At 59.8% G+C, this 21558-nt stretch carries 19 protein-coding genes and 1 pseudogene; 9 read left to right on the top strand and 11 right to left on the bottom strand.

Annotation, left to right across the window (positions count from 1 at the left end):
- The 3 genes from VK725_RS16925 to VK725_RS16915 form a co-directional block, all read left to right on the top strand.
- A partial coding sequence (locus tag VK725_RS16925; RefSeq protein ID WP_325319232.1) for an alpha/beta hydrolase occupies nt 1-462 on the top strand: 462 nt, incomplete at its 5' end.
- Nucleotides 459-1193 carry an ATP-binding cassette domain-containing protein gene (locus VK725_RS16920; protein ID WP_325319231.1) on the top strand — a complete coding sequence of 245 codons (735 nt, stop codon included), beginning with the start codon at nt 459-461 and terminating at the stop codon, nt 1191-1193. The genes VK725_RS16925 and VK725_RS16920, both read left to right, overlap by 4 nt.
- Nucleotides 1190-2365 carry an ABC transporter permease gene (locus VK725_RS16915; RefSeq protein WP_325319230.1) on the top strand — a complete coding sequence of 392 codons (1176 nt, stop codon included), beginning with the start codon at nt 1190-1192 and terminating at the stop codon, nt 2363-2365. The genes VK725_RS16920 and VK725_RS16915 overlap by 4 nt, the downstream gene beginning before the upstream one ends.
- A gap of 159 nt (nt 2366-2524) precedes the next feature.
- Here the strand turns inward: VK725_RS16915 and VK725_RS16910 are convergent, their stop codons facing one another.
- Together VK725_RS16910 and hemH are read right to left on the bottom strand one after the other, a co-directional pair.
- On the bottom strand, nt 2525-3379 hold the full coding sequence (locus VK725_RS16910) for an alpha/beta hydrolase (protein ID WP_325319229.1): 855 nt from the start codon (nt 3377-3379) through the stop codon (nt 2525-2527).
- Nucleotides 3380-3396: 17 nt separating this feature from the next.
- Nucleotides 3397-4458 carry a ferrochelatase gene (hemH, locus tag VK725_RS16905; RefSeq protein WP_325319228.1) on the bottom strand — a complete coding sequence of 354 codons (1062 nt, stop codon included), beginning with the start codon at nt 4456-4458 and terminating at the stop codon, nt 3397-3399.
- A 113-nt stretch (nt 4459-4571) separates the two neighbouring features.
- On the opposite strand from hemH, the gene VK725_RS16900 reads away from it, so the two are divergent.
- The 5 genes and pseudogenes from VK725_RS16900 (at nt 4572) to VK725_RS16880 (ending at nt 7883) form a co-directional block, all read left to right on the top strand.
- A complete protein-coding gene (locus VK725_RS16900) occupies nt 4572-5261 on the top strand; it encodes a lipid-binding SYLF domain-containing protein (protein ID WP_325319227.1) in 690 nt (229 codons plus the stop codon).
- Between the two features lie 62 nt (nt 5262-5323).
- The gene (gene tatA / locus VK725_RS16895) at nt 5324-5566 is read left to right on the top strand and encodes a Sec-independent protein translocase subunit TatA (RefSeq protein ID WP_325319226.1); all 243 of its coding nucleotides are present in this window, start codon (nt 5324-5326) and stop codon (nt 5564-5566) included.
- Nucleotides 5567-5590: 24 nt separating this feature from the next.
- Nucleotides 5591-5819 (top strand): annotated as a pseudogene (gene tatB / locus VK725_RS16890) (Sec-independent protein translocase protein TatB); the annotation flags it as partial.
- Between the two features lie 99 nt (nt 5820-5918).
- Nucleotides 5919-6674 carry a twin-arginine translocase subunit TatC gene (gene tatC / locus VK725_RS16885; RefSeq protein WP_325319225.1) on the top strand — a complete coding sequence of 252 codons (756 nt, stop codon included), beginning with the start codon at nt 5919-5921 and terminating at the stop codon, nt 6672-6674.
- A 3-nt stretch (nt 6675-6677) separates the two neighbouring features.
- The gene (locus VK725_RS16880; RefSeq protein ID WP_325319224.1) at nt 6678-7883 is read left to right on the top strand and encodes a class I SAM-dependent methyltransferase; all 1206 of its coding nucleotides are present in this window, start codon (nt 6678-6680) and stop codon (nt 7881-7883) included.
- Here the strand turns inward: VK725_RS16880 and VK725_RS16875 are convergent.
- The 5 genes from VK725_RS16875 to VK725_RS16855 all read right to left on the bottom strand — a co-directional run bounded on the left by VK725_RS16875 (nt 7825) and on the right by VK725_RS16855 (nt 16917).
- Nucleotides 7825-10116, bottom strand: coding sequence for a hypothetical protein (locus VK725_RS16875; protein WP_325319223.1), 2292 nt, complete (start codon nt 10114-10116; stop codon nt 7825-7827). The two genes, VK725_RS16880 and VK725_RS16875, sit on opposite strands and share 59 nt — an antisense overlap.
- A 125-nt stretch (nt 10117-10241) precedes the next feature.
- Entirely contained in the window at nt 10242-12407 is a 2166-nt protein-coding gene (locus VK725_RS16870; protein WP_325319233.1) for an LTA synthase family protein, read from the bottom strand.
- A gap of 164 nt (nt 12408-12571) precedes the next feature.
- A complete protein-coding gene (locus VK725_RS16865; RefSeq protein ID WP_325319222.1) occupies nt 12572-13810 on the bottom strand; it encodes a multifunctional CCA addition/repair protein in 1239 nt (412 codons plus the stop codon).
- Between the two features lie 46 nt (nt 13811-13856).
- Nucleotides 13857-14801, bottom strand: a complete 945-nt coding sequence (locus VK725_RS16860) for a complex I NDUFA9 subunit family protein (protein WP_325319221.1) — start codon at nt 14799-14801, stop codon at nt 13857-13859.
- Nucleotides 14802-14817: 16 nt separating this feature from the next.
- Entirely contained in the window at nt 14818-16917 is a 2100-nt protein-coding gene (locus VK725_RS16855) for a transglycosylase SLT domain-containing protein (RefSeq protein WP_325319220.1), read from the bottom strand.
- 165 nt (nt 16918-17082) lie between these two features.
- Between VK725_RS16855 and VK725_RS16850 the strand changes: the two genes are divergently transcribed.
- Complete coding sequence (locus VK725_RS16850; protein ID WP_325319219.1) at nt 17083-18681, top strand: glycoside hydrolase family 17; 1599 nt, start codon at nt 17083-17085, stop codon at nt 18679-18681.
- On the opposite strand, the gene VK725_RS16845 is transcribed toward VK725_RS16850, so the two are convergent.
- The 4 genes from VK725_RS16845 to VK725_RS16830 all read right to left on the bottom strand — a co-directional run bounded on the left by VK725_RS16845 (nt 18592) and on the right by VK725_RS16830 (nt 21532).
- Complete coding sequence (locus VK725_RS16845) at nt 18592-19020, bottom strand: hypothetical protein (RefSeq protein ID WP_325319218.1); 429 nt, start codon at nt 19018-19020, stop codon at nt 18592-18594. The genes VK725_RS16850 and VK725_RS16845 overlap by 90 nt on opposite strands.
- Nucleotides 19017-19805 carry an endonuclease/exonuclease/phosphatase family protein gene (locus tag VK725_RS16840; protein ID WP_325319217.1) on the bottom strand — a complete coding sequence of 263 codons (789 nt, stop codon included), beginning with the start codon at nt 19803-19805 and terminating at the stop codon, nt 19017-19019. Before VK725_RS16840 ends, VK725_RS16845 begins: the two co-directional genes overlap by 4 nt.
- A gap of 56 nt (nt 19806-19861) precedes the next feature.
- Complete coding sequence (locus VK725_RS16835; RefSeq protein WP_325319216.1) at nt 19862-20527, bottom strand: thiol:disulfide interchange protein DsbA/DsbL; 666 nt, start codon at nt 20525-20527, stop codon at nt 19862-19864.
- A 111-nt stretch (nt 20528-20638) separates the two neighbouring features.
- A complete protein-coding gene (locus tag VK725_RS16830) occupies nt 20639-21532 on the bottom strand; it encodes a thiol:disulfide interchange protein DsbA/DsbL (protein ID WP_325319215.1) in 894 nt (297 codons plus the stop codon).
- Nucleotides 21533-21558: the final 26 nt, after the last annotated feature.

Genomic DNA, 21558 nt, shown 5'->3' with positions numbered 1-21558 from the left:
CTCAGCGGCGATCTCAGCGGCGACATGAATAACGGTATGTCGATGAGTGTGATATGCAGCGAAGATGCCGACCTTTTGCAACCGCGTCCGCAGGATCAAAACACCATACTCGGCAACCATCTTATCGACGCATTGAAAGCGCAGTGCGATGCGTGGCCGCACGGTACGCGTCCGGCGAACTTCCACGATCCGTTGAAGAGCGATAAGCCGATCCTGATCCTGTCCGGTGAATTCGATCCGGTAACGCCGCCTCGCTATGGCGAGGAGATTTTGCCGGGTCTTTCCAACGGACGGCAGCTGATCTTCAAGGGGCAGGGACACTCGTTGCTGGCGCGTGGCTGCATGCCGCAGCTGCTCGGCAAATTCATCGACAAACCCGATCCCAAGCAGCTCGACGCGAGTTGCCTGGACAGGTTGGATGGAACACCCGCATTCATCGATTTCAATGGAGCCTCGCCATGATCGAAGTGAAGGATCTACGTAAACACTTCGGCGCCGTGAAAGCCGTCGATGGCGTCAGCTTCAAGGCGCGCAATGGCGAAATCACCGGGCTCCTCGGCCCCAACGGTGCCGGCAAGACGACAACGTTGCGCATGCTGTACACGCTCATGACGCCGGACCAGGGGCAGGTATTGGTCGATGGCATCGACGTCGCACGCGATGCAAAAGCCGTCCGTCGTCAGCTCGGGGTGCTGCCGGATGCGCGCGGTTTGTACAAACGCCTCACCGCGCGTGAAAACATCGAATACTTCGCACGTCTGCAAGGCATGGACGAAGCGCTGATTCGAACGCGCCGCGACAAACTCATCGAAACGCTAGATATGGTTGACATCGCCGATCGCCGCGCGGAAGGTTTCTCGCAAGGCCAGCGCGTCAAGACAGCGATTGCACGGGCGCTGATTCACGATCCGAAGAACGTGATCCTCGACGAACCCACCAACGGCCTCGACGTCATGGCAACGCGAAGCCTGCGTCAGTTCATGCACAAGTTGAAGGAAGAAGGCCGCTGCGTGTTGTTCTCCAGTCACATCATGCAAGAGGTGGCGGCGCTGTGCGATCGCATCGTCGTGATTGCCCACGGCCGTGTCGTCGCCGATGAAACGCCCGACGCGCTACGCGCGCAAACGGGTGAGCCCAATCTGGAGGATGCATTTGTGAAGATTATCGGCAGCGACGAGGGCCTGGCCGCATGAATACGATGCTGATCGTCTTCTTCAAAGAAGTGAAAGAAAACCTGCGCGACAAGCGCACCATGATGAGTGCACTGTTGTTTAGCCCGCTGATTGGCCCACTGTTTCTCGTGATGATAATGAACGTTGTCATCACGCGTGAACTCAACAAGGCGGATCAACCGTTGAAGGTGCCGGTGATCGGTGCCCAGTACGCGCCAAATCTGATCAGCGCGCTTAAGCAGCAAGGATTCGTGCCTCAGCCTGGCATCGCCAATCCCGAAAAGGCCGTGCGCGATATGGATGCCGATGTGGTGCTGCGCATCCCGAAGGACTTCGGCGATTCCTGGCGCAAAGGCCAGGCGTCGCAGGTGGAGATGATCTACGACTCATCGCAACGCGACACGGGCAGTTCCGTCGATCGGCTCAAAAGTATGCTTCAGCTCTACACGCGCGAGCAGGGTGCGATGCGGCTTGTGGCGCGCGGCCTCTCGCCAACCATGATGGCACCGGTATCGATCGATGAGCGCGATCAGTCCACGCCACAGTCGCGTGCGGGACAGTTGTTCGCCATCCTTCCGTACTTCATAGTGCTCGCCATCTTTGTAGGCGGCATGTACCTGTCCATCGATCTCACGGCGGGCGAGCGAGAGCGGCAGTCGCTTGAACCGCTTTTTGCCAATCCGGTGTCGCGTTGGCAAGTGTTGCTTGGCAAGCTGGGAGCGATTTGCGTGTTCTCATCGACGAGTCTGTTGATTTGTCTTCTCGGCTTCAATGTATTCGGCCGACTGATTCCCGCGGAAAAGCTGGGCATGACGATGAATCTCGGACCTTCCTTCGTATTGCAGGTGCTTGTGATGATGATCCCGCTTGTCATCCTGTTCGCCTCGCTGCAAACACTCGTGGCTGCGTTTGCCAAGAGTTATCGCGAAGCGCAGACGTATCTTTCCATGCTGATGTTGATACCCGCGGTGCCGTCCGTCATGTTGAGTGTGTTGCCAGTGAAGGTTGCCAACTGGATGTATGGCGTGCCATTGCTCGGACAGCAGGTTGGCATCACGCGACTGCTTCATGGCGACAGCATCAGCGGCTCGCAACTGGCGACCGTTATTGTGGTCGGTCTGGTGGTTGCTTTTCTGGTGACGCTGGTGACGGCGTACGTCTATCGCTCGGAGCGGTTGGCGATTTCTGCTTGAGTGCGCAAAACCTATCTCAAAATTGCCAGACGCACGGCCATAGACATTTTTGCTCGTCATTCCTGCGAAAGCGGGAATGACGACTCAGATTCAATGTGCTACCGGTTTTTGAGATGGTTCCCAAAGAGAGTTGTGCTGGCTGCACCGCACCCAGCTGACTTAAACGTTGGCTTGAGCCATCAACCAAGCGGCGACGGCTTCGGGATGTTCCAGATGAAGGTGATGGCCACCTTCCATATGCGTCAAGGTAATGCGATTGACATGTGCGGCCCGCGCCTGCATCAACGTCGTCGGCAAATAAGGAGTGCAAGGGCTCGCAAGCAACAGCGACGTCGGTGCTTCGATGCCCGACAGCAATGCGCAGATCTGACTTTCCGCGAGGCGCACCGGGCTTGGCCGTGTCAGGCGTGAATCGCTACGCCAGCGCCAGCCATCCTCCACTTCAACCAAGCCGCGTTCGACAATCGGCCGCGCCAGTTCCGCGCGCAAGCCGCTCGCAAGCGTGCGCGCGCTGATAGCCTGTTCGATGCTTGCAAAGACGCGTTTGGATTTGGTTTTCGTGGTGGTCGACACGTAGGCGTCGCGGAAACGCTTCAGCGTGTTGGAGCCGTCATCGCCGAGCGGCCCCAGTCCTTCGATCAGATAAAGCCGCTCGACGCATTGGGGCCGTGCCGCCGCCACGAGCGATCCAATGCCCGCGCCGAGCGAATGGCCGAGCAGGGAATACCGTTGCAGGTGCAGCGCATCGACTGCCGCGAGCACGGCGCTGACATAGTCGAGATAGTGATAGGTGCCGCCGGCGGGCAGGTGACCGGAGTGGCCGTGACCGGGCAATTCCAGCACGATCACGCGCCAGCGCTTGGCCAGCAGCGGCGAGAGAAATGCAAAACTGCCCGCGTTATCGAGCCAGCCATGCAGTGCGAGCAGTGGTGGCGCATCGGGCTTGCCCCACATCTGCGCAGTAAGCGTCAAATGACTGCGCAGCGGAATACGCTCTTCAATGGGTGCGATCACGCGGCGTTCTCACAAAGTCATGTTGCTTGCGTACCCACACTGGCGGGCTGTAGCCAACCGTGTGTGTGTTTCAAAATCAGGGTGGCGAGACTGCTCACTTGTTCAGGGCTGTCATTGAGCGCGGGTATATAACGCAAATCCTCACCGCCGGCGCCGATAAAGAAATCGCGATTCTGCATCGCTATTTCTTCCAGCGTTTCCAGGCAATCCACGGCAAAGCCTGGACAGACGACATCCAATCGTTTCACGCCTTCTTTGGCGAGGTGCGGCACCGTGACGTCGGTATACGGCTGTAACCACGGTTCGCGGCCTACGCGCGACTGAAAACTTACGATGAGTTGCGTTTCGCTCAGTCCCAGGCGTGTGCGCAACAACTGCGCGGTGGCCTGGCATTGATCGAAATACGGATCGCCCGCGCTGACATACCGCTGCGGAATGCCATGGAAAGAAAGCAGCAGTTTTTCGCCGCGGCCATGTTTGGACCACCAGCGCTCGATGGATTGCGCGAGCGCGTGGATATGACCTTCATCGTTGTGATAATCGTTGGCGATGCGCAACTCCGGCGGCCAGCGCAGTTGCTTGAGCGCATCTGCCACCGCATCGATCACCGAACCGGTGGATGTGGCCGAATATTGCGGATAAAGCGGTAGCACCAGGAGTCGTCGCACACCCTCGCGCTGCAGTTGTTCGATTTGCGTGCGCACGGACGGGGTGCCATAGCGCATCGCCAGTGCGACGCGTACCGGCTCGCCGCAAAGCTGACCGAGCTTCTCTTGCAAACCGGCGGCAAGCTTTTCCGAGCCCACGCGCAGGGGCGAACCTTCGGACGTCCAGATGCGCGCGTAGGCGTGCGCCGAACGCGCCGGGCGAATGCGCAGGATGACGCCGTGCAGAATCAGCCACCACAGCCAGCGCGGGTATTCGATAACGCGTGGATCGCCTAGAAACTCTGCCAGATAAGGCCTTACGGCAGATGCGGTCGGCGCGTCCGGTGTGCCAAGGTTCACGAGCAGTACGCCAGCCTTGGAAGACTGGTCGTTGGAATGACCGCCCAGGTGGGTATAGTGGCTGCGTGGCATCGTGGCGAGGGTGACGGGTTAGCAGACGAAGTCTGCCACAAGCACTCCGCATCGCGCCGGTTCCATGCCGCCGCATCACGATCCAGACTCTTTTGACTCAACCGGAGCTGCCCATGTTCAAAACATCGTTGCGTCGTATTTCGTTCCTGGCTTTGGCGCTTTTGCTACCGCTGGCCGTGCACGCCGACGACGACACCCCGCAGGCCCGTGCGCAGAATGCAGTGCGTGTGCTCAATGAAATCGAGCAGGCGCCGGACAAATCCATCCCGGGCGATCTGCTCAGGGACGCCAAGGCCATTGCAGTGATTCCGGACGTGCTGAAGGTGGGCTTCGTCTTCGGCGGACGTCGAGGGGAGGGCCTCATCTCGGTGAAGAATCCGGATGGCACGTGGTCCAATCCCAGCTTCATCTCCTTCGGTGGCGGCAGTGTCGGTTTCCAGATCGGTGTGTCCAAGACCGACGTGATCCTGGTGTTTCGCACACAGCGTGGCGTGGATTCCGTCGTCAACGGCAAATTCACGCTCGGCGCGGATGCCTCGGCTGCCGCCGGCCCCGTGGGGCGCACTGCGTCGGCTGCCACGGATGAGCAGCTGAAAGCCGAAATTTATTCGTATTCGCGCGCCAGGGGTCTTTTTGCCGGCGTGGCGCTGGATGGCTCGGTGCTGAAGATCGATTATGACGCCAATGCGGCAGTTTATGGCCCGGGCATCACCCCGCGGCGCATTTTTGAAGGGGGCGTGACAAACGTTCCTGCGCCGGTTGTCAACTTCCGTGACGCCTTGGAGGAGTACACTGCCCACTGATACGGAAGGCCAGCGGCAGCAACCGCGGTCGCAGACGGCAAGAGCTCCGCAACGAGGTACTCATGGGTTTGGATAGCATTTGGCATTGGCTGATTCTTCTGGTCGTCATTCTGCTGATATTCGGCACCGGCAAGCTGACGCGCGTCGGTTCCGATCTGGGCAACGCCGTGCGCGGCTTCAAGAAAGCCATGCAGGGCGATGAGGACGAAGAAAAGCGCAAGGCGCAGGAAACACTGCAGGCCGATCCGCCGCCGAGCAATACCCAGTCCACGGAAAAACAGCGCGATTCCACCGAATCGAAATAACGGCAGCCGAAACGAGACACGGTCATGATCGAGATCAGCCTCGGCAAGCTGATGTTGCTGGCGCTGGTCGCGTTGATCGTGCTCGGCCCGGAAAAGCTGCCCCATGCAGCGCGCACCGCCGGTGCATTGGTGCGCCGCCTGCGCTCCGGCTGGGATAGCGTACGCGCTGAGGTCGAGCGCGAGCTGGAAATTGAAGATCTCAAGCGCACTGCACGCGAGGCGGCTGCCAAAGCGGAAGCCATGCAGAAAGAAGTGAGCACCACCATGCGCCAGACGCGCGAGCAGGTCGAAACGGCCGCTGCTGAAACGAAGAAAGAAGTCACGCAGATCGACGCGCCGAAGGAATCCGAGCATGGCAGCGTCTGAGCCGGAGATGGATTTGCAGCAGGGCCTGTTCTCGCATCTGCTTGAACTGCGTTCGCGTCTGATCAAGGCGATCATCGCCGTGGTTGTAGTGCTTGCTGCGTTGGTGCCGTTTGCCAATCGCCTCTACTCATTGCTGGCAGCGCCGCTCGTATCGCGTTTGCCCCAAGGTGCGCATCTGATCGCGACGGAGGTGGCGAGCCCCTTCATCACCCCATTGAAGCTGGCGTTCTACACGGCGCTATTCATCAGCATGCCGGTGATTCTTTATCAGCTGTGGGCATTCGTCAGCCCCGGTTTGTACAAGCACGAGAAACGCCTTGCGCGTCCGCTGTTGATCGCCGCGATGATCCTTTTCTATATCGGTTGCGCCTTCGCTTTTTTCCTGGTGCTACCCGCCGCGTTCCGGTTTCTGACGGCGGTGACGCCGCAGGGTGTGGAGATGATGACGGACATCACGCATTACCTCGACTTCGTCATGCTGATGTTCTTCGCGTTCGGTCTGTGTTTCGAGGTACCTGTTGCCGTGGTGATTCTCGCCGCGGTAGGCATTGTCGATCTGGATAAACTGCGCAAGGGCCGGCGTTATGCGATGGTCGGCGCTTTCGCTGTGGCGGCCATCGTGACACCGCCCGACATTACCTCGATGATCATGCTGGCCATTCCAATGTGCCTGCTTTATGAATTGGGTGTGCTTGCCGTGCGCTGGCTGCTCAAGCCACGTCCTGCCGAAGCTCCGCTCTGATCCATGAATTCCTCAAAAACCTCACGCCTGCCGGAACCCGCCGCAGACGAACTCGCGCATTCGGATCGCTTGCTGCAACACCTGCGCGAACAGATTGCCGCGCATGGTCCGATGTCCTTCGCGCAGTACATGGAGCGCTGCCTGTATGCGCCCGGCCTGGGTTACTACAGCGCCGGCAAGACCAAGTTTGGTGAAGCGGGTGATTTTGTCACTGCGCCAGAGCTTGGTAATCTCTTCGCGCGCTGTGTCGTCAAAGCCGTGCAGCCGGTACTCGCCGTACTCGGTGACGATGCGGACTTTCTCGAACTTGGCGGCGGCAGCGGCGTTTTCGCCGAGGTGGCATTGCGCGCCTTTGCCGAGAACGGCACGTTACCGCGTCGATATCTGATTCTGGAACCGAGCGCCGACTTGCGCGATCGTCAGCGCGAGCGGCTACACGCCGCTCTGTCGTCCGATGTTTTTGCGCGTGTCGCCTGGATCGACCGGCCACCCGAAGAAAACTGGAAAGGCGTGCTGTTCGCCAACGAAGTGATCGACGCATTGCCGACGACGCGTTTTGTCATCGGTCACGGCGAGATATACGAAGAACATGTTGCACTGGATGGCTACGGTCGTCTTGTGCGCGTCGATCGCCCTGCCGATGCATTGGTTGCAGGCGCCGTGCGACATGTGGAGCGCGACCTCGAGCGCCAGTTCGAAGACGGCTATCGCTCGGAAATCCTGCCGCAATTGCCGTACTGGATCCAGGCGATTGCCGGGACGCTCGAAGCGGGTGTGATGTTGTTTATCGACTACGGCTATGTGCGCCGCGAGTTCTATCTGCCCGAGCGTCACGACGGCACGTTGATGGCGCATTACCGTCATCGTGCACATAACGATCCGTTCTATTTGCCGGGTCTTAACGACCTCACGGCCTCCGTCGATTTCACCGCACTTGCCGAGGCAGGCAACGGCGCTGGTTTCGGCGTAGCGGCTTATTTGCCGCAGGCGCAGTTTCTTATCGCTGCTGGACTGCAGCGGGTGTTCGAGGACGCTTACGAGCACGCCAATGACGAGGCCGAGCGTTATCGCCTTGCGCAGCAAGTGAAGAAACTGACCTTGCCCGATCAGATGGGTGAGCGCTTCCAGGCCATGCTATTCGCGCGCGGGCTCACTGTGTTGCCTGTGCCCGAAGAGCTGCTGGCTGCCGATCAGGGCGATCGCCTTTAATCGAGCCGTGTCGATGTTGCCACGCGTAAGCCACCATCGACAAAGGATGGAACGTGAAGTGCACATCGTGATCGCCCCCGGGAACGCACACTGCCCGGAACATGCCATTCGCGCGATGAATGGGTAGGGTGTGGCCGTCGACATCGGCTTCCCATCCTGGAAAGTCGAGATCGCTGACGGCAATCCACGCCGCATAACTGCTGTGTGTCCGTACGGTCAGCTGCGTGAGTGTTGCCTTGGCTGCCGTTGCTTGTTCTGCGCTGGCGTTGCAGGTGGACGCGTCCATACGGTCTTGGCGTGCATCCTCGCTATCGCGTGGTGTCAGCCAAAGGACCTGACGAAAATCGGTAGCCCCGAATTGCGTGATATCCGGCGATTCACCCGTCGCCAGCAAGCGCACGGACGAGGGTGTCAGCAAGCGTGGAAGCGCCAGATCATTGCGCCAGATATCGTCATCTTTGCCGGCAAACACGCGCTCGAAGCGGGTTGGCGCAGCGGCGGATGGTTTATCCTTTCGATGGCCAACAACCAGATATTCCACACCTAGAAGCCTGTCCATCACGCTACCAGGCGAAGGGTTGAACAGTGTGTTGACTCTCGGTCCGTTGCTGCTTTCACGCGCGCCGTACCACTGCTGGTAGAGCGCGTAACGTAACGGGTTGTAACCCTGTGTGGATGGCATGCCATGCAGCGCCATCTCGTTGTCCCACTCGGTGCTTGTATTCAACGTCTCAACGCGCGCAGGCAGCACAGGATGGTTTTCGTGCAAGGCGTGCTCAAGAAAAGGCACCGCCGGATTGGCGGCGAACTGGCGAGCCGAATCACGTTGTTCGTTGAAGCTGCCGTTCAAATTGAAGCATCGATAATCCACGACTAGTAATGCCAGCAGCCAGAGCGTGCTGCGCCACGCACTTCCCGGCTTGCTCAACCGCCAAAGTGCAAGCAATGCAAACGTCGCCGCGGCAAGCGTGCCGTATTGCCATCGGAAACCTAGGTCGCGCATGTGCAGGCTGACGAGAGCCAACCAAGACGCTGCGATAGCTGTCAGGATCATCACATGGCGAGATGATTTCAGATTGACATGGCCCGCAGCCAATCCCGCAAATACGGCCAGCGCGAAGTTGAACAGGTAAGCCGCGTCGGCGGGACGGCGGAAATGCTGGACACCTGGCAGCCAGGCATAGAGCCATGGATAGAACGGCGTGTTGGTGCCACACATGTACAGGCCGACAACCAGCAACACAGCAGCGAAGAACAGCAGTTGATGCTTGTAACGAGGTTCGCACCACGCGTCTTTGATGCCGACCATCAGCAACAAAGGCATGGCGCCGATAAAGAGATAAGCCTCGACGCCGCTTGCCGGGCCGCTGTAGTTGCCGCGCAACGCATGCAACGCGTTGGGATCGGCCAAGGTAAGCAGGGCACGCCAGTCCAGCGATGCATTTGACGCATCCCCCAACGTCATGAGCGCACGGTTGGACATGCTCATGTAAGCCCAACTGAAAATGAGTTGCGGCAGCGCCAGCGCGAGCGCGAACACGATGGCTGTGCTCATCCCTCCGTACCAGCGCCATCGGTCTGCCGTTATGTAACTGCGCCAATGCCGCAACGTATCTGCGATCGCATAGGCGATGATCATCAATGCGGCTAAATAGGAAATCTGCACGAGTTGCGTTGCCATCGCGCCGGCTGCGAGACCGAGCATCACGCCACGAATCAATGACGGCGAAGCGATGAAATAACGTAGTGCGAGCAGAGCCACTGGCACATAGGCATAGGCAATGAGATCCGGCGTATGCTCCATGCGCGACGCCGCGACACCGCCGGCCATAAACACAGTCGCGCCGATCAGTGCGCCCAACGCGTTGATGCCATCACGGCGCAGCATGCCGAGCATGGCCGCGCCGCCCATCAGCAGATGCAGCAAAACACCCCACGCAAACCATATCGTGCCAGGGTCCTGGCGCATCAACATCCATGCCATCAGCAGGGGTGAAAACAACATCCCCTGCGGATCGGCAATTTGCGGATAACCCGAATAGATAAACGGGTTCCACCACGGTGCTTCGCCAAGTCGAAGATGATGAGCGTTGAAATAAACAGTGGGATAGAACTCGTCAAGCGCATCCCAAGGCATTGCCTTCAGGCCTAGCAGCACGGGCAGATTCAGCAGCAGCCAGATCAGGCAAAGCACACCGAAGAGGCGACGAAACGAGATGTTTTCCGAACTCATTCAAGTCCCTTGAAATACGTGCGCAATGACGTGCGACCCCATGGCCTGCGTCATATAAGACGTTTGCAGTCCTTGAAATTGAAAAGATAATCAGACGGCCTTACAGCCGTCTGACATGTGCAGAATTAATGACTGCCAGGCTGCGCCTCGGCGCTGGTGGCTGGCGCCGGCTGTGGGGCGGGCGCGATGGACGTGGCCGGTGCTACGGGCGTTGCGTCTGCGGCGGTGCGTGCAAGCATCCCGTGTTTGAACAGATAACTGGCAACCTGGTAAGAGGCCGTAGCGTCGTCCACATCGTTTTGATCGACGCTGGGTACCGGCGTTGCGTCGCCTGTCTCAAAGTTGGGGAATACCTGCTCGGTTTTGCGTTGCGGATCGAGAATGGTCAGGCGCTTGCCGTGCAGATAGCCCAACTTCTCATAAGTGGCCGGAAAAGCGCGTTCCTGCTCTGGCGTAATCTGGAAAACATCGCGGCCGAAGAAGCGGCTGCGATAACTGAAGTCGAGCATGCCAAGTAGCGTTGCGGGTATATCCAGCTGCCCCATCTGTTGCTCGACGTGCTTGGGAGCAAAATGCTTCGGTGCGTAAATCCACAGCGGAATGTGATAGCGATCGATCGGGACGCTGCTGCGGCCGGCACTCGATGCGCAGTGGTCGGCGGTGATGACAAACACCGTGTCATCGAAATACGGTTTTGACCGCGCGCGGTTGATGAAGTCGGCAATCGACCAATCCGTATAAGCGATAGCGCCTTCGCGCGTGCCGTTACGCTGCTTCACGCGTCCGTCTGGGAAGGTGAAGGGGCGGTGGTTCGACGTGGTCATGATGTGCAGGAAGAAAGGCTTTCCCTGCGCATGGATTGCATCCATCTGGCTCAAGGCCAGCGTGTACAGATCTTCGTCCGCTACGCCCCACACGTTCTGGCCGTGAATCGGCATGCTCTTGGGAATCGAGCTGCGATCGACGATCTGATAGCCGTTATGGCTAAAAAAATAATTCATGTTGTCGAAGTAGCCGTAGCCACCGTAGACGAACTGCGAGACATAACCGTGCTGATCGAAAATCTGGCCCAGCGACAGCATGTCTTCGTTGTGCGACTGCTTGAGGATCGAATCGCCCGGTGTCGGCGGAATCGACATCGACAACGCCTCTAGACCGCGCACCGTGCGCGTGCCGTTGGCATAAAGATGATCGAAGAAAACGCTCTGATCGGCCAGCGCATCGAGGTTGGGAGTGATATCCCCATGGCTCGATCCGAATGCCTTGATGAAATCGGCCGAAAGGCTTTCCACGCTGATCAATACGACGTTGAGATGCTTTTCCGGTGCGGGGTTGCGAATCTCGCGCGTGATATCGTGCGGGTCGTTGCTGACAAAGGTTGCATCGGGTGTTTTCAGCATCGTGCGTACGCGTGTGAACGCTTCGTCGATGGGAATCGTGCGATAGAAACGATCGTAATCCAGATGGCTGCTGCGGAAGGCGCCAAAGAACTGGTAAATGCCGTTGCCCGCCAGCTCGTTGACATAGGTGTTGCTGGTGACGTCCTTGCTGGAACTGGTGAAGACAAACAGCGACACCACCGTCAGCACGAACCACACCGCAACGACCCTGGTGCGTTGCCAGAAGCGTGTGTTGCTATCGCGCGCGCGCAGGTAGCCGCGAGATAGCAGCAGTATGGCGATGGCAACGATCGCCATGATCGTGATCCAGCGGCCGAGCGGGTACGACTCGCGAATGTTGTCGACCACTTCCGTCGTGTAGACCAGATAGTCCACGGCGATGAAGTTGAATCGCACGCCGAATTCTTGCCAGAACACCAGTTCGGACGCCGCGACGAAAAGCAGTCCGAAAATCAAAATCAGACAAAGAAGGCGCAGCCCGCGCTGACCGCTGCGCGCGTCGTAACAGAGCGCCGGCAGCGGCAAAAAGAACAGGAACACGAGTATCACCGGCCAGACATCGTGTACCTGTGCGTGGATGGTGAGATGCAATAGCGCCAGTGTTAACGCGTAAAGCGCCGCCATCGCGATCGCATAGACGACCCACTGACGTGCCGTGGAAATCAACGGACGTCGCGATGGCACGATCCACAAGAACAGTAGCAGCGGCCACGCGACGTACAGAAACGTCACCAGATCCGAGCACAGGCCCACGCCGAACGCGACGAGCCAATAAAGCGGATTTGCCGGGACCCCTTTGCCTGTCATCACCAGCAACGCGGCACGCGTGATGGCGCCCAGCAACACGTAAACGATGGCGAACCACCACAACGGGCGGAAGCGTTCGCGCATTGGGGAAGGGGAGGAAAAGGTCAACGGCACAGACGTGCTCCGATCAGGGCGGACGGCATAAAGGGGTTTGTGCCATTTTGTCAGTCAAATGAAAGCTTAATGACAATGTTGTCACTTTTCCGAGTCGCTCTTTATACGCCGACTCGGTCAAATGTTACATAGTTTCATTGACCAGCTTCGTTGTTATGAAGCACTTCGGCGATGGCCTGAACCCGGGCCTTTTCCATTGCGGCGCCCACAGCCGGTCCCTGCAGACCCTCGGCGACAAAAGGGGCGGAGATAACGGATGCGGCAGCGTCGCGCGCGCACCGCAGCCATGCCGCCTGCGGGTAATCGTCGTGCTCGTGGCCAAGGCGGCCGCGCTTGTCCGCCATACAGGCCGCTAGGAAAGTCTGTAGGCGCTCCGGGCGGCGCAGGGCGTCAAGCGACACCAGCAGTTTCAACACCGTGGCGGGTTTGAGCTCCAGCGCACGGTGCGCGTTGAGATGCTCCCGGCAGACCAGTTCGGCGAGGTCGGCATAGTCCGCCGGCACCTTCAGGCGCTGGGCAAGCGCACGCAGGGGGTTCACGCCGCGATGTTCGTGACCCACGTGACGCGGCAGCTCCTGGACCGGCGTGAGTGCCTTGCCCAGATCGTGGGTGAGTGCGCAGAAGCCGACCAGGTCGTCGCCTGGCGCCAGTTTCGCGGCGGCATCGAGGACCATTTCCAGATGCACACCGGTGTCGATTTCAGGATGAAACTCCGCGCGCTGCGGGACGCCATACAACGCATCGATTTCAGGAAACAACACGGCCAGCGCACCCGATTCGCGCAGCACGCGCAAAAACGCGGAAGGCTGCGCTTCCGTCAATGCTTTGCGCGTTTCGGCCCATACGCGCTCGGGTACCAGATGATCGACTTCGCCCGCGCGCACCATCTGCTGCAGCAGCGCCATCGTTTCGTCGGCGACCGTGAAGCCGAGCGGTGCAAAGCGCGCAGCGAAACGCGCCACGCGTAGAAGGCGCACGGGGTCTTCCACGAAAGCTGGCGAGACATGTCGCAGCATGCGTTGCTCGATATCGCGCAGGCCGCCATAAGGGTCGACGAGCGTACCGTTTTCGTCTTGTGCAATTGCGTTGATGGTGAGGTCGCGTCGCGCAAGGTCTTCTTCAAGCGTCACGCCAGGATCGGCCTGAACAGCGAAGCCGCGATAGCCGGGTCCCGTTTTGCGCTCGGTGCGCGCAAGTGCGTATTCCTCGCTGGATTGAGGATGCAGAAAAACCGGAAAATCTTTGCCGACGGGTTTATAGCCCAACGCAAGCATGTCCTCGGGGCGTGCGCCGACCACCACATGATCGCGATCGATCACCGGTCGTCCGAGCAATTTGTCGCGGACGGCGCCGCCAACGAGGTAGGTACGCATCCGTCTATTCTGCCACGCAACGCGTATGACTCCCTCGATGGGGGAGTCAATGGTGGCGGAAGGTTTGTCGTGCGATATCGAGCCGGTTTTGACGCCGCGAGCCATGCACGAGGTAAGGCAACCATGGCGTGAATGGCTGGGGCACGATGCCTAGCGAGGCATAACCATCGACCTTGCCGACCGAATCTGTGCGCAGCGAGAGAAAGTTATCTGTCGAAAACGGCTTGCCCGGCAGCATGCCGGCGACCTGCGCCTGCAGACGTCCCAGGCTGTCGTGCAGCGGAATGATCGCGGTGCGAAGCCCCGCTGCATCGCCAATGGCGTGCACGATCTCGCCAAGCGTCAGCACTTCCGGTCCGTATAGTTCGAGGCTTCGACGCGCAGCCAGTTTATCGTCGGCTACGCAGCGTGCGATGGCTTCGGCAACATCGCCGACATAGGTGGGCGCCAGCCGTGAATTGGCGCGTGCCAGCGGCAATGCGGGCAGCTTGCGCAGCAGTACAGCGAAGCGCGTGACTAGGCCATCGCCTTCTCCGAAGATCACGCTTGGCTGGTAAATCGTCCAGTTCAATGGCGACACCTTCACCAGCGTCTCTGCTTCGCCCCGCGATTTCAGATAGTTCGACAGACCTTGACCGGCCTTCAGCGAACTCATCTGATGCAAATGCTTTACACCCACCACCTTGCATGCATCGACGATACGACGCGCCATCTCGACGTGCGCACGCTGGAAGGTATGGTGGCCGCCGGGATTGAGTATGCCGATCAGATTGATAACGGTATCGGCGGCGCCGAAGTGCTGGCGCAACACGTTGTCGTCGTACACATCGGCACTCTGGACGGAAACGCCGGGCAGCACCGCAAGCGAACGTCGCAATTCGCGATTGCGCGAGAGCAGGGTGATCTGATGACCGTCAGCGGCAAGCCTGGGCACAAGATAGCTGCCGACGAACCCGGTTCCGCCGAGTAGAACGATACGCTGCGTTGTCATGGCGACAATCCTTAAATCAATGCGCCGGTTCCGTGGCGGGTACGCTGCTTCTCGATGGTACTGGACTCAGACGGGCAGAGCTGGGCGGTGCAGGAATCGTTGTTGTCGATGCCGGTTCCGGTGGCGTGGCGCAGGTGATCGTCTTGCGCGACGGTTCGCCGGTTGGACGGCTATATACCTGACTCAACGGCGCCATACGTGTGGAAATCGGCGCCGCGGTTTCATTCAATCGCCAATCATAGATCACGCTGTAGTACATCACACGTGCCACGTATTCGCGGGTTTCCTTGAACGGAATCGTGGCGACGAAAACGTCCGGCGGCAGCTCGCTGCGCTGATCCAGCCACTGATTGGCGCGCGCTGCGCCCGCGTTGTAAGCGGCGCTGGCCAGCCACAGGGAACCGTTGAAACGGTCCGCCATCTGCGCGAGATAACGCGTTCCAAGCTGGATGTTGACCGAAGGGTCAAAAAGACTGTTGCCACCGCTCCACGGCAGCCCATTGCGACGGGCCACTTCTGCAGCGCTGCCGGGCACGAGCTGCATCAGGCCGCGCGCATCGGCGCCGCTATGGGCATCAAACATCCAAGCGCTTTCCACGCGAAGAATGCCGTAGGCCCAATAGGGGTCAATGCCGGCCTGATCGGCCCGCTGCACGAGGTCGTACTGACGACCCAATGGAAAGCGCAGTGTGTAGTAGTGCAGGCCTTGGCCGTTGTTGAACGCGAAGACGGCGCGGTCGTACCAGCCGCGCTGGTCGGCGATGATGACGGCTTGTCGAATGGTTTGCGCGTCAGCGTTCGCAAGCGCTCTATTCCACTCGCGCCGCGCGGGATTCAGCATGTCCACCGCAAACAGTTCGAACGCACGGCGAATGCCCGGGATCGCCAGTACGTCCTGCTCGCCTTGCTGACTGGCGGCCGGCTGCACGGAACAGATGGAATACGACGTGCTCTGATGATCTGCGGCGAGGTAGCCAAAGTAGCTCGACTGCTTCGCCACGCTGTCATAGGCGCGTTGCGCTTCATCCGATCGACCAAGCTGGCTCAGCGCACGCGCGCGGAAGTATTGCCACTCATCATCCTGTCGCTGTGATGGGGGCATCGCCTCGATGGCTGCCAGCACCGCGCTCCAGTTTTGTTCCGCCAGCGCAACGCGCACGCGCCATTCGCGACTGGTATCGGTTTGTGCGGAAGCAGGCAGGTCGATCAGACGCTGCAGCGCATTGGCGTCGTAATCAGTGGCATGAAATACCGCCAGCGCGTTGAGAATGCTGTTGCGTTGCGTGGGCGCGAATTGGAAGCGCCCCTGCAGGCTTTGCCAGGCATCGTCCGCTGTATCGGATTGGCGTCGCGCCAGACGCACCAGCGCAAGCGTGGCCGCTTGCCGCGAGCGCGGCGTATCGGGCCATGTTCCGGCGGCACGTACGGCGTTGGCGGGATCGTTCAACGCCAGCGCCAGACGCTGCGCTTCATTGGCATCGCCATCGGGCAGCCATGGCGCCAGGGTCGAAATGGTGTTGCCCTTGCCCGCATCGGCGGCCAGATCGATACGCGCCCACACCCGTGCCGGTGTCAGCAGGCCCTGGTCATGGGCCGCTTGCAATACGGGATCGCAGGCTGAGGGCAACGACGATTCGGACCATAGCGCCGCAAGATCTTTGTCGAAATCCAGCGTCGCATTCCCGGCCAGCTTCGCCTGTAGCGCATCGCAGGTCAGCGCATCGCCGAGGCCCGGTTGATACATCGCCTGGAAGTCGGTCCAGTCCTGCCGACGCGCCAGTTCCCCCAAAAAATTGCGACGCAGGTCATCGGCGGGAATCAGATCCGGATACTGTTTGAGATACGCCTCGACCGTGGGGCGGTCGATCTGCTGGATGTCGTGCTCCAGCGATGTCGCTTCCAGGTAGGGATACAGCGGGTAATCCTGCAAGCCGGCCGCCAGCGAGCGCCAGCTGTCCCCGCCCTGACTTGCAGCGGCATAAGCCTGTTTGAACGCGGCACGCTGCGATTCGAGGGTTGCGGTGTCCGTCTGCGCGGCGATCGGAGCGACCAGCGCGCAGCTGGCGATCGCGATCAACAGACGGCGGCCAAGACGCGTTAAGGCTTGCGGGGCCATGAAAACTCCTACAGGCAATCCCGGCAAAGTGTAATGGATGGTTTGGAGGTGCCCTGAACGAGTCGTAAGCTTTCCATGCATTACGTCGACAACCAGTGAGAGTTCCGGCGACGAACAGGCTGCTAAGCTTGCGCGTTTGGAGCACGCCGCACTGACGGGAACCACATGCCGCAACCTTCCAATAACGCTGTTGCTTTCGGCTTCGCCTGGCTGCTGCTCGCGGCCGCTGCGCTGACCGGCGTGATCTGGTGGTGGGGTGTTGGGCAACCGGTGAGCTTGCAGGATGCACCATCGGCACGCATCGCCTGTGTGTCGTATGCGCCGTTCCGCAAGGTGGACGAGTCGCCGTTGAACACCCGGTTTGTCATCACGCCCGAACGTATCGATGAAGACCTGCGCGCGCTCTCGCAGCGTTTCGATTGCGTACGCACGTATTCGCAAAGCAATGGATTGAGCGCGGTGCCGGCGATTGCCGCGCGGTACCACATGCAAGTGTTGATGGGCATCTGGATCAGCAGCGTCAGCAAGCAGAACGACCGGGAAATAGCGACTGGCATCGCGACGGCCAATGCGAATCCGACGACGATTCGCGGCATTGTCGTCGGCAATGAAGTGCTGCTGCGTGGCGAAGTGTCGCCGAAGAATCTGGCTGCCTATATCCAGACCGTCCGTGCAGCGACGCCCGCCAATATTCCCATTACGTACGCCGATGTGTGGGAACGCTGGCTGCAGTATCCGCAAATGGCCGGCTCGGTGGATTTCATCACCATCCACATTCTGCCGTACTGGGAAGACAAACCGGTTGCTGCGAAGGATGCCGTCCCTTACGTCGAGAGTGTCTACACGCGCTTGCAGCACGCGTTTCCGGGCAAGCAGCTGATGATCGGCGAGACGGGTTGGCCAAGCGCGGGCCGTTTGCGCCGCACGGCCGAACCAAGCCTCGTCAACGAGGCGCGCTATCTGCGCGAGTTCGTCAATTACGCGGCGACCGTGCACATGCCGTACAACGTGATCGAAACCTTCGATCAGCCGTGGAAGCGTGCGCTTGAAGGTACCGTTGGCGGTTACTGGGGTATTTTCGATTCGAATGCGAAACCGAAATTCCCGATGCTCGGGCCGGTGACCGAAGATCCGCATTGGTGGTTGGGCTGGTTGGCGTCCGGCATTGGCGCGGTGCTGTTTATGGTCGTCGGTGGGTTGGGGCGCACATGGCACAGCTGGCGCGGCTGGTTTGCGTCGCTTCTGTCGGGCGTTGCGGCAGGTGCGGCCATTGCGTGGCAAGTGCGAAAGATGATGTACGCCTGCGGACCGCTGTGGGAATGGGTACTGTCGTCGGTGAGCCTGGCGCTGGCGTTGATGGTGGCGCTGGCGTTGGGGCGGCGTATCGCGGCGCATCTGGCGGATCGTTACGATCATTCCGAGCCCGCGTCGTGGTGGCGTTTCGTCGCGCTGTTCGGTTTGGTGCTCTACGACATTCTGATGGCGTTCGACGGCCGCTACATGGATTTTCCGATCGGTTTGTTCGCGTTGCCGTGCATCGGCTACGCCCTGTTCGGATTGTTGACGCTCGAAGAAAAAATGCCATCCGTCGAGCAACGCTTTCTTGCCTGCGCCGGCCCTGTGTTGGCCGTCGTGCCCGTTGTGGTGGAAGTGGGAATGAACTACGTGGCTTGGCTATGGCTGGGTTTGAACGTTGCGATCGCGGTGCCGGTATGGGTCAACTGGTGTCGGCATGCCGTTCACCTGCAACCGCACGAAGCGTAAGCATCCGATGAGCAAAGCCACGGCGCCGGCGTAATAGCAATAGATGATCACGGCGAACAGGCCGAGCGCTGCAGCAAGCCATGCGATGAAGCGATTCTTCGACACCAGCGCGGCCGCCGTAACGACAAGCGCCGCGATACCAAAGCTGTAGGTGTTGAATCCGATCACGACGGCATGACGAAAACCGCACGACGCGGGAATGTGCGCATTACCTTCATCGCACATGTGCGCAAGTGCGGCCGGCTCGATAAAGCGGTAGCGCAGCCACGCCGATGCAAACCCGATCACCACCAGCATGAGCCATGGCAGAAGTGCGTGGATGGTTCGTTTAGCTGTCATCGATGTTGTCGCAAGGCAGGGAATGCGGGTAGCTGGATTTCCGCGGCAAGCGCCAGATGATCGGAGAAAGCTTGCGGCAGCGTCCAGACTTTTTCGATCTGGATTTCCGGAGAGACCAGAATGTGGTCCAGCGCCCGCCGTGGTTTCCAGCTTGGAAACGTGGGTACGGGATTCTCGGGCGGTTGCAGTGTCGAGTGTGCGAACAGGTGCCGCATTTCGGGGCTGTGCGCATCGGTGTTGAGATCGCCCATCAGCACGGCGTGCGGATGATCCTGCAACACCTCCGCGATAAAACCGAGCTGCTTCGCACGCGCCTGTGCGCTGAGTGAGAGATGCGCGATCATCACCGCCAGTCCATGCGTGTCGTCGCCGAATCGTGCGAGCAACGCGCCGCGTCCCGGAATACGGCTCGGCAGCGGATAATCGATCACAGCCTGCGGTTCGAGCCGACAGATCAGTCCGTTCGCCGTGTGCGAAAGCTGCGCCACGGGGCGATTCGGTTGATGACTCCAGAACGGCATGCCCGAGGTTTCTGCGAGATAGCGCGTCTGGTTGAGAAAGCCCGAACGCAGGCTGCCTGCGTCGGCTTCCTGAAGTCCGATCACATCGAATTGCGGTAGCAGTTCGGCAAGGAGATCGAGGTTGTCCAGCTTACTGCGGCCGGGCAGCACCGCATTGATGCTGCGTGTGACGTACTGCCGATAACGTTGCACGCTGGCGCCTGCGAGAATGTTACAGCTCAGCAGGCGCAGCCTTTGCTTGGCAGGGGATGCGGCGCGGGTCATTGGTGCAACGTTACATGCTCAGGGTGCGGCGGGTGTGAATGGCCGCCGCACGTGCCTTATTTACCCTTGTCGTTCAATTCTTTCTGTACCAGCCACTTGGTCACGGCGACGAGATTGTCGAACGTGCCGACGTTGGCGGTGCGATATTTGCCGTCCACGACGATGGTCGGTGTGCCGTCCACGCCCCAGCCTTGGATCAATGCGAGATCACTCTTGATCTGTGCATCCACTTCCGGCGAGTTTTCGATGGTCACAAACTTTTCTTTGTTCACACCCTGGCTGGCGTAGTAGTTGGCGATCTCGCCAGGAGAGTTGATCGGATATTGATCCGTGAACTTGGCCTTGAAGAGTGCGTCGTGCGTCTGCTCCAAGACGCCCAGTTTCTTTGCGGCGTAGTACGCGCGCGCGAATGGTACCCACGTGTCGTTGAACGGAGCGGGCACGAGTTTGAAAACCACGCCCGGCGGCAGCGACTTGCGCAGTGCATCGGCATACGGCGAGAACTCGGCGCAATGGATGCACGCGTAGGAGAACACTTCCACTACTTCGACTTTGCCGGCGCTGCTCATACGTTGGTAGGGCGGCGACAAGGTCACGTATTCGTTGCCATCCGTGTAGGTCGGCGTGGGGGTTGATGCATCAGGGCTCGCTGCATTACAGGCGCTGGTCAGCAGCAAGCCGAAAAGCAAGGTGGTCCAACGGAATCGGGCGGTGGTGTACATGGTTCTTCCTGCGCAATAACGACAAATGGCTTGTCGCCAATCTCATGTCGCCAGACATAAGCGACGTCAAACAAAAAGCGCCCGGTGAACCGGGCGCCTGGATCTTTCGACTTACTTGCCGGCTGCTTCTTTGGCGACGAGCCATTTGGTCAGCTCGATCGACTGCGGATAGCCACCCGCATCACCCGGCGTGAAGCGATATTTGCCGTTGACGATGATCGTGGGTGTGCCGTCCACAGCGTAGGCCTTGACCATGTCGTCAGCGCGCTTCATTTGCGTGTTGACGCTGAAGGAGTTGGCGACCGCGACGAATTGCTTCGGATCCACGCCGTACTTGGCGTAGAACTTGGCGACGTCGTCGATGGTGGGCCATGCCGATTGCGGCTTCGGGCGCCCGGTGGTCAGATCGTCGGAAGCGAGCTCGCCGGTCTTCCAAACGGCATCGAACATCGCATCATAGGTTTTATCCGCCACGCCAAGTGCTTTTGCAGCGAAGTAAGCGCGTTGGAAAAGCGGGAAGTTTTCGTCCGGACGGAACGAAACGGGCAGATACGTCATCACCGCGTTCGACGGCAGGCCCTGCGCCAGCTGATCGGCCGTGGTGTGGAACGCGTTGCAGGCCGGGCAGGCATAGGAAAATGCTTCGGTCACCACGATCTTGTCGGGGATGCCGGTGGGCTGTGCCGGTTCGATGGTGAAGTAGTTCTTGCCTTCCACCCACTTGCCGTTATCGACAAACGGTTCGGCAGGCGCCGATGGCGCGGCCGGTTTTTGCGCGGTCGTACTCGCCGTTGCAGGCGCCGCAGTGGTGCTTGCGGCTGCGGCGGTGGACGCCGGTGCCGGCGTACTGGCCGATGCAGCAGGCTTGGCTGCCGAAGCCGGCGCAGCGGGCGCTGTCTGCGCGGGTGCGGGTGTCGTGGATGCGTTGTTATCGGAGCTGCCGTTGTGGCCGCAGGCAGTCAGCGCAAGCAGCGCGATACAAAGGAAAGACAAACGCTTCAACATGGCTGGCCTCAAAAGGGGGCGGTACA

Source organism: Dyella sp. (assembly GCF_035486915.1).
In the GTDB taxonomy this organism is placed as follows: Bacteria; Pseudomonadota; Gammaproteobacteria; order Xanthomonadales; family Rhodanobacteraceae; genus Dyella_B.
This window is presented reverse-complemented; position numbering and strand designations above follow the sequence as displayed.

Coding starts and splice junctions, on each gene's coding strand:
- VK725_RS16920 (WP_325319231.1), top strand. CDS start 459: ATGATCGAAGTGAAGGATCTACGTAAACACTTCGGCGCCGTGAAAGCC.
- VK725_RS16915 (WP_325319230.1), top strand. CDS start 1,190: ATGAATACGATGCTGATCGTCTTCTTCAAAGAAGTGAAAGAAAACCTG.
- hemH (WP_325319228.1), bottom strand. CDS start 4,458: ATGCCACGCAGCCACTATACCCACCTGGGCGGTCATTCCAACGACCAG.
- VK725_RS16900 (WP_325319227.1), top strand. CDS start 4,572: ATGTTCAAAACATCGTTGCGTCGTATTTCGTTCCTGGCTTTGGCGCTT.
- tatA (WP_325319226.1), top strand. CDS start 5,324: ATGGGTTTGGATAGCATTTGGCATTGGCTGATTCTTCTGGTCGTCATT.
- tatC (WP_325319225.1), top strand. CDS start 5,919: ATGGCAGCGTCTGAGCCGGAGATGGATTTGCAGCAGGGCCTGTTCTCG.
- VK725_RS16880 (WP_325319224.1), top strand. CDS start 6,678: ATGAATTCCTCAAAAACCTCACGCCTGCCGGAACCCGCCGCAGACGAA.
- VK725_RS16875 (WP_325319223.1), bottom strand. CDS start 10,116: ATGAGTTCGGAAAACATCTCGTTTCGTCGCCTCTTCGGTGTGCTTTGC.
- VK725_RS16870 (WP_325319233.1), bottom strand. CDS start 12,407: ATGCGCGAACGCTTCCGCCCGTTGTGGTGGTTCGCCATCGTTTACGTG.
- VK725_RS16865 (WP_325319222.1), bottom strand. CDS start 13,810: ATGCGTACCTACCTCGTTGGCGGCGCCGTCCGCGACAAATTGCTCGGA.
- VK725_RS16860 (WP_325319221.1), bottom strand. CDS start 14,801: ATGACAACGCAGCGTATCGTTCTACTCGGCGGAACCGGGTTCGTCGGC.
- VK725_RS16855 (WP_325319220.1), bottom strand. CDS start 16,917: ATGGCCCCGCAAGCCTTAACGCGTCTTGGCCGCCGTCTGTTGATCGCG.
- VK725_RS16850 (WP_325319219.1), top strand. CDS start 17,083: ATGCCGCAACCTTCCAATAACGCTGTTGCTTTCGGCTTCGCCTGGCTG.
- VK725_RS16845 (WP_325319218.1), bottom strand. CDS start 19,020: ATGACAGCTAAACGAACCATCCACGCACTTCTGCCATGGCTCATGCTG.
- VK725_RS16840 (WP_325319217.1), bottom strand. CDS start 19,805: ATGACCCGCGCCGCATCCCCTGCCAAGCAAAGGCTGCGCCTGCTGAGC.
- VK725_RS16835 (WP_325319216.1), bottom strand. CDS start 20,527: ATGTACACCACCGCCCGATTCCGTTGGACCACCTTGCTTTTCGGCTTG.
- VK725_RS16830 (WP_325319215.1), bottom strand. CDS start 21,532: ATGTTGAAGCGTTTGTCTTTCCTTTGTATCGCGCTGCTTGCGCTGACT.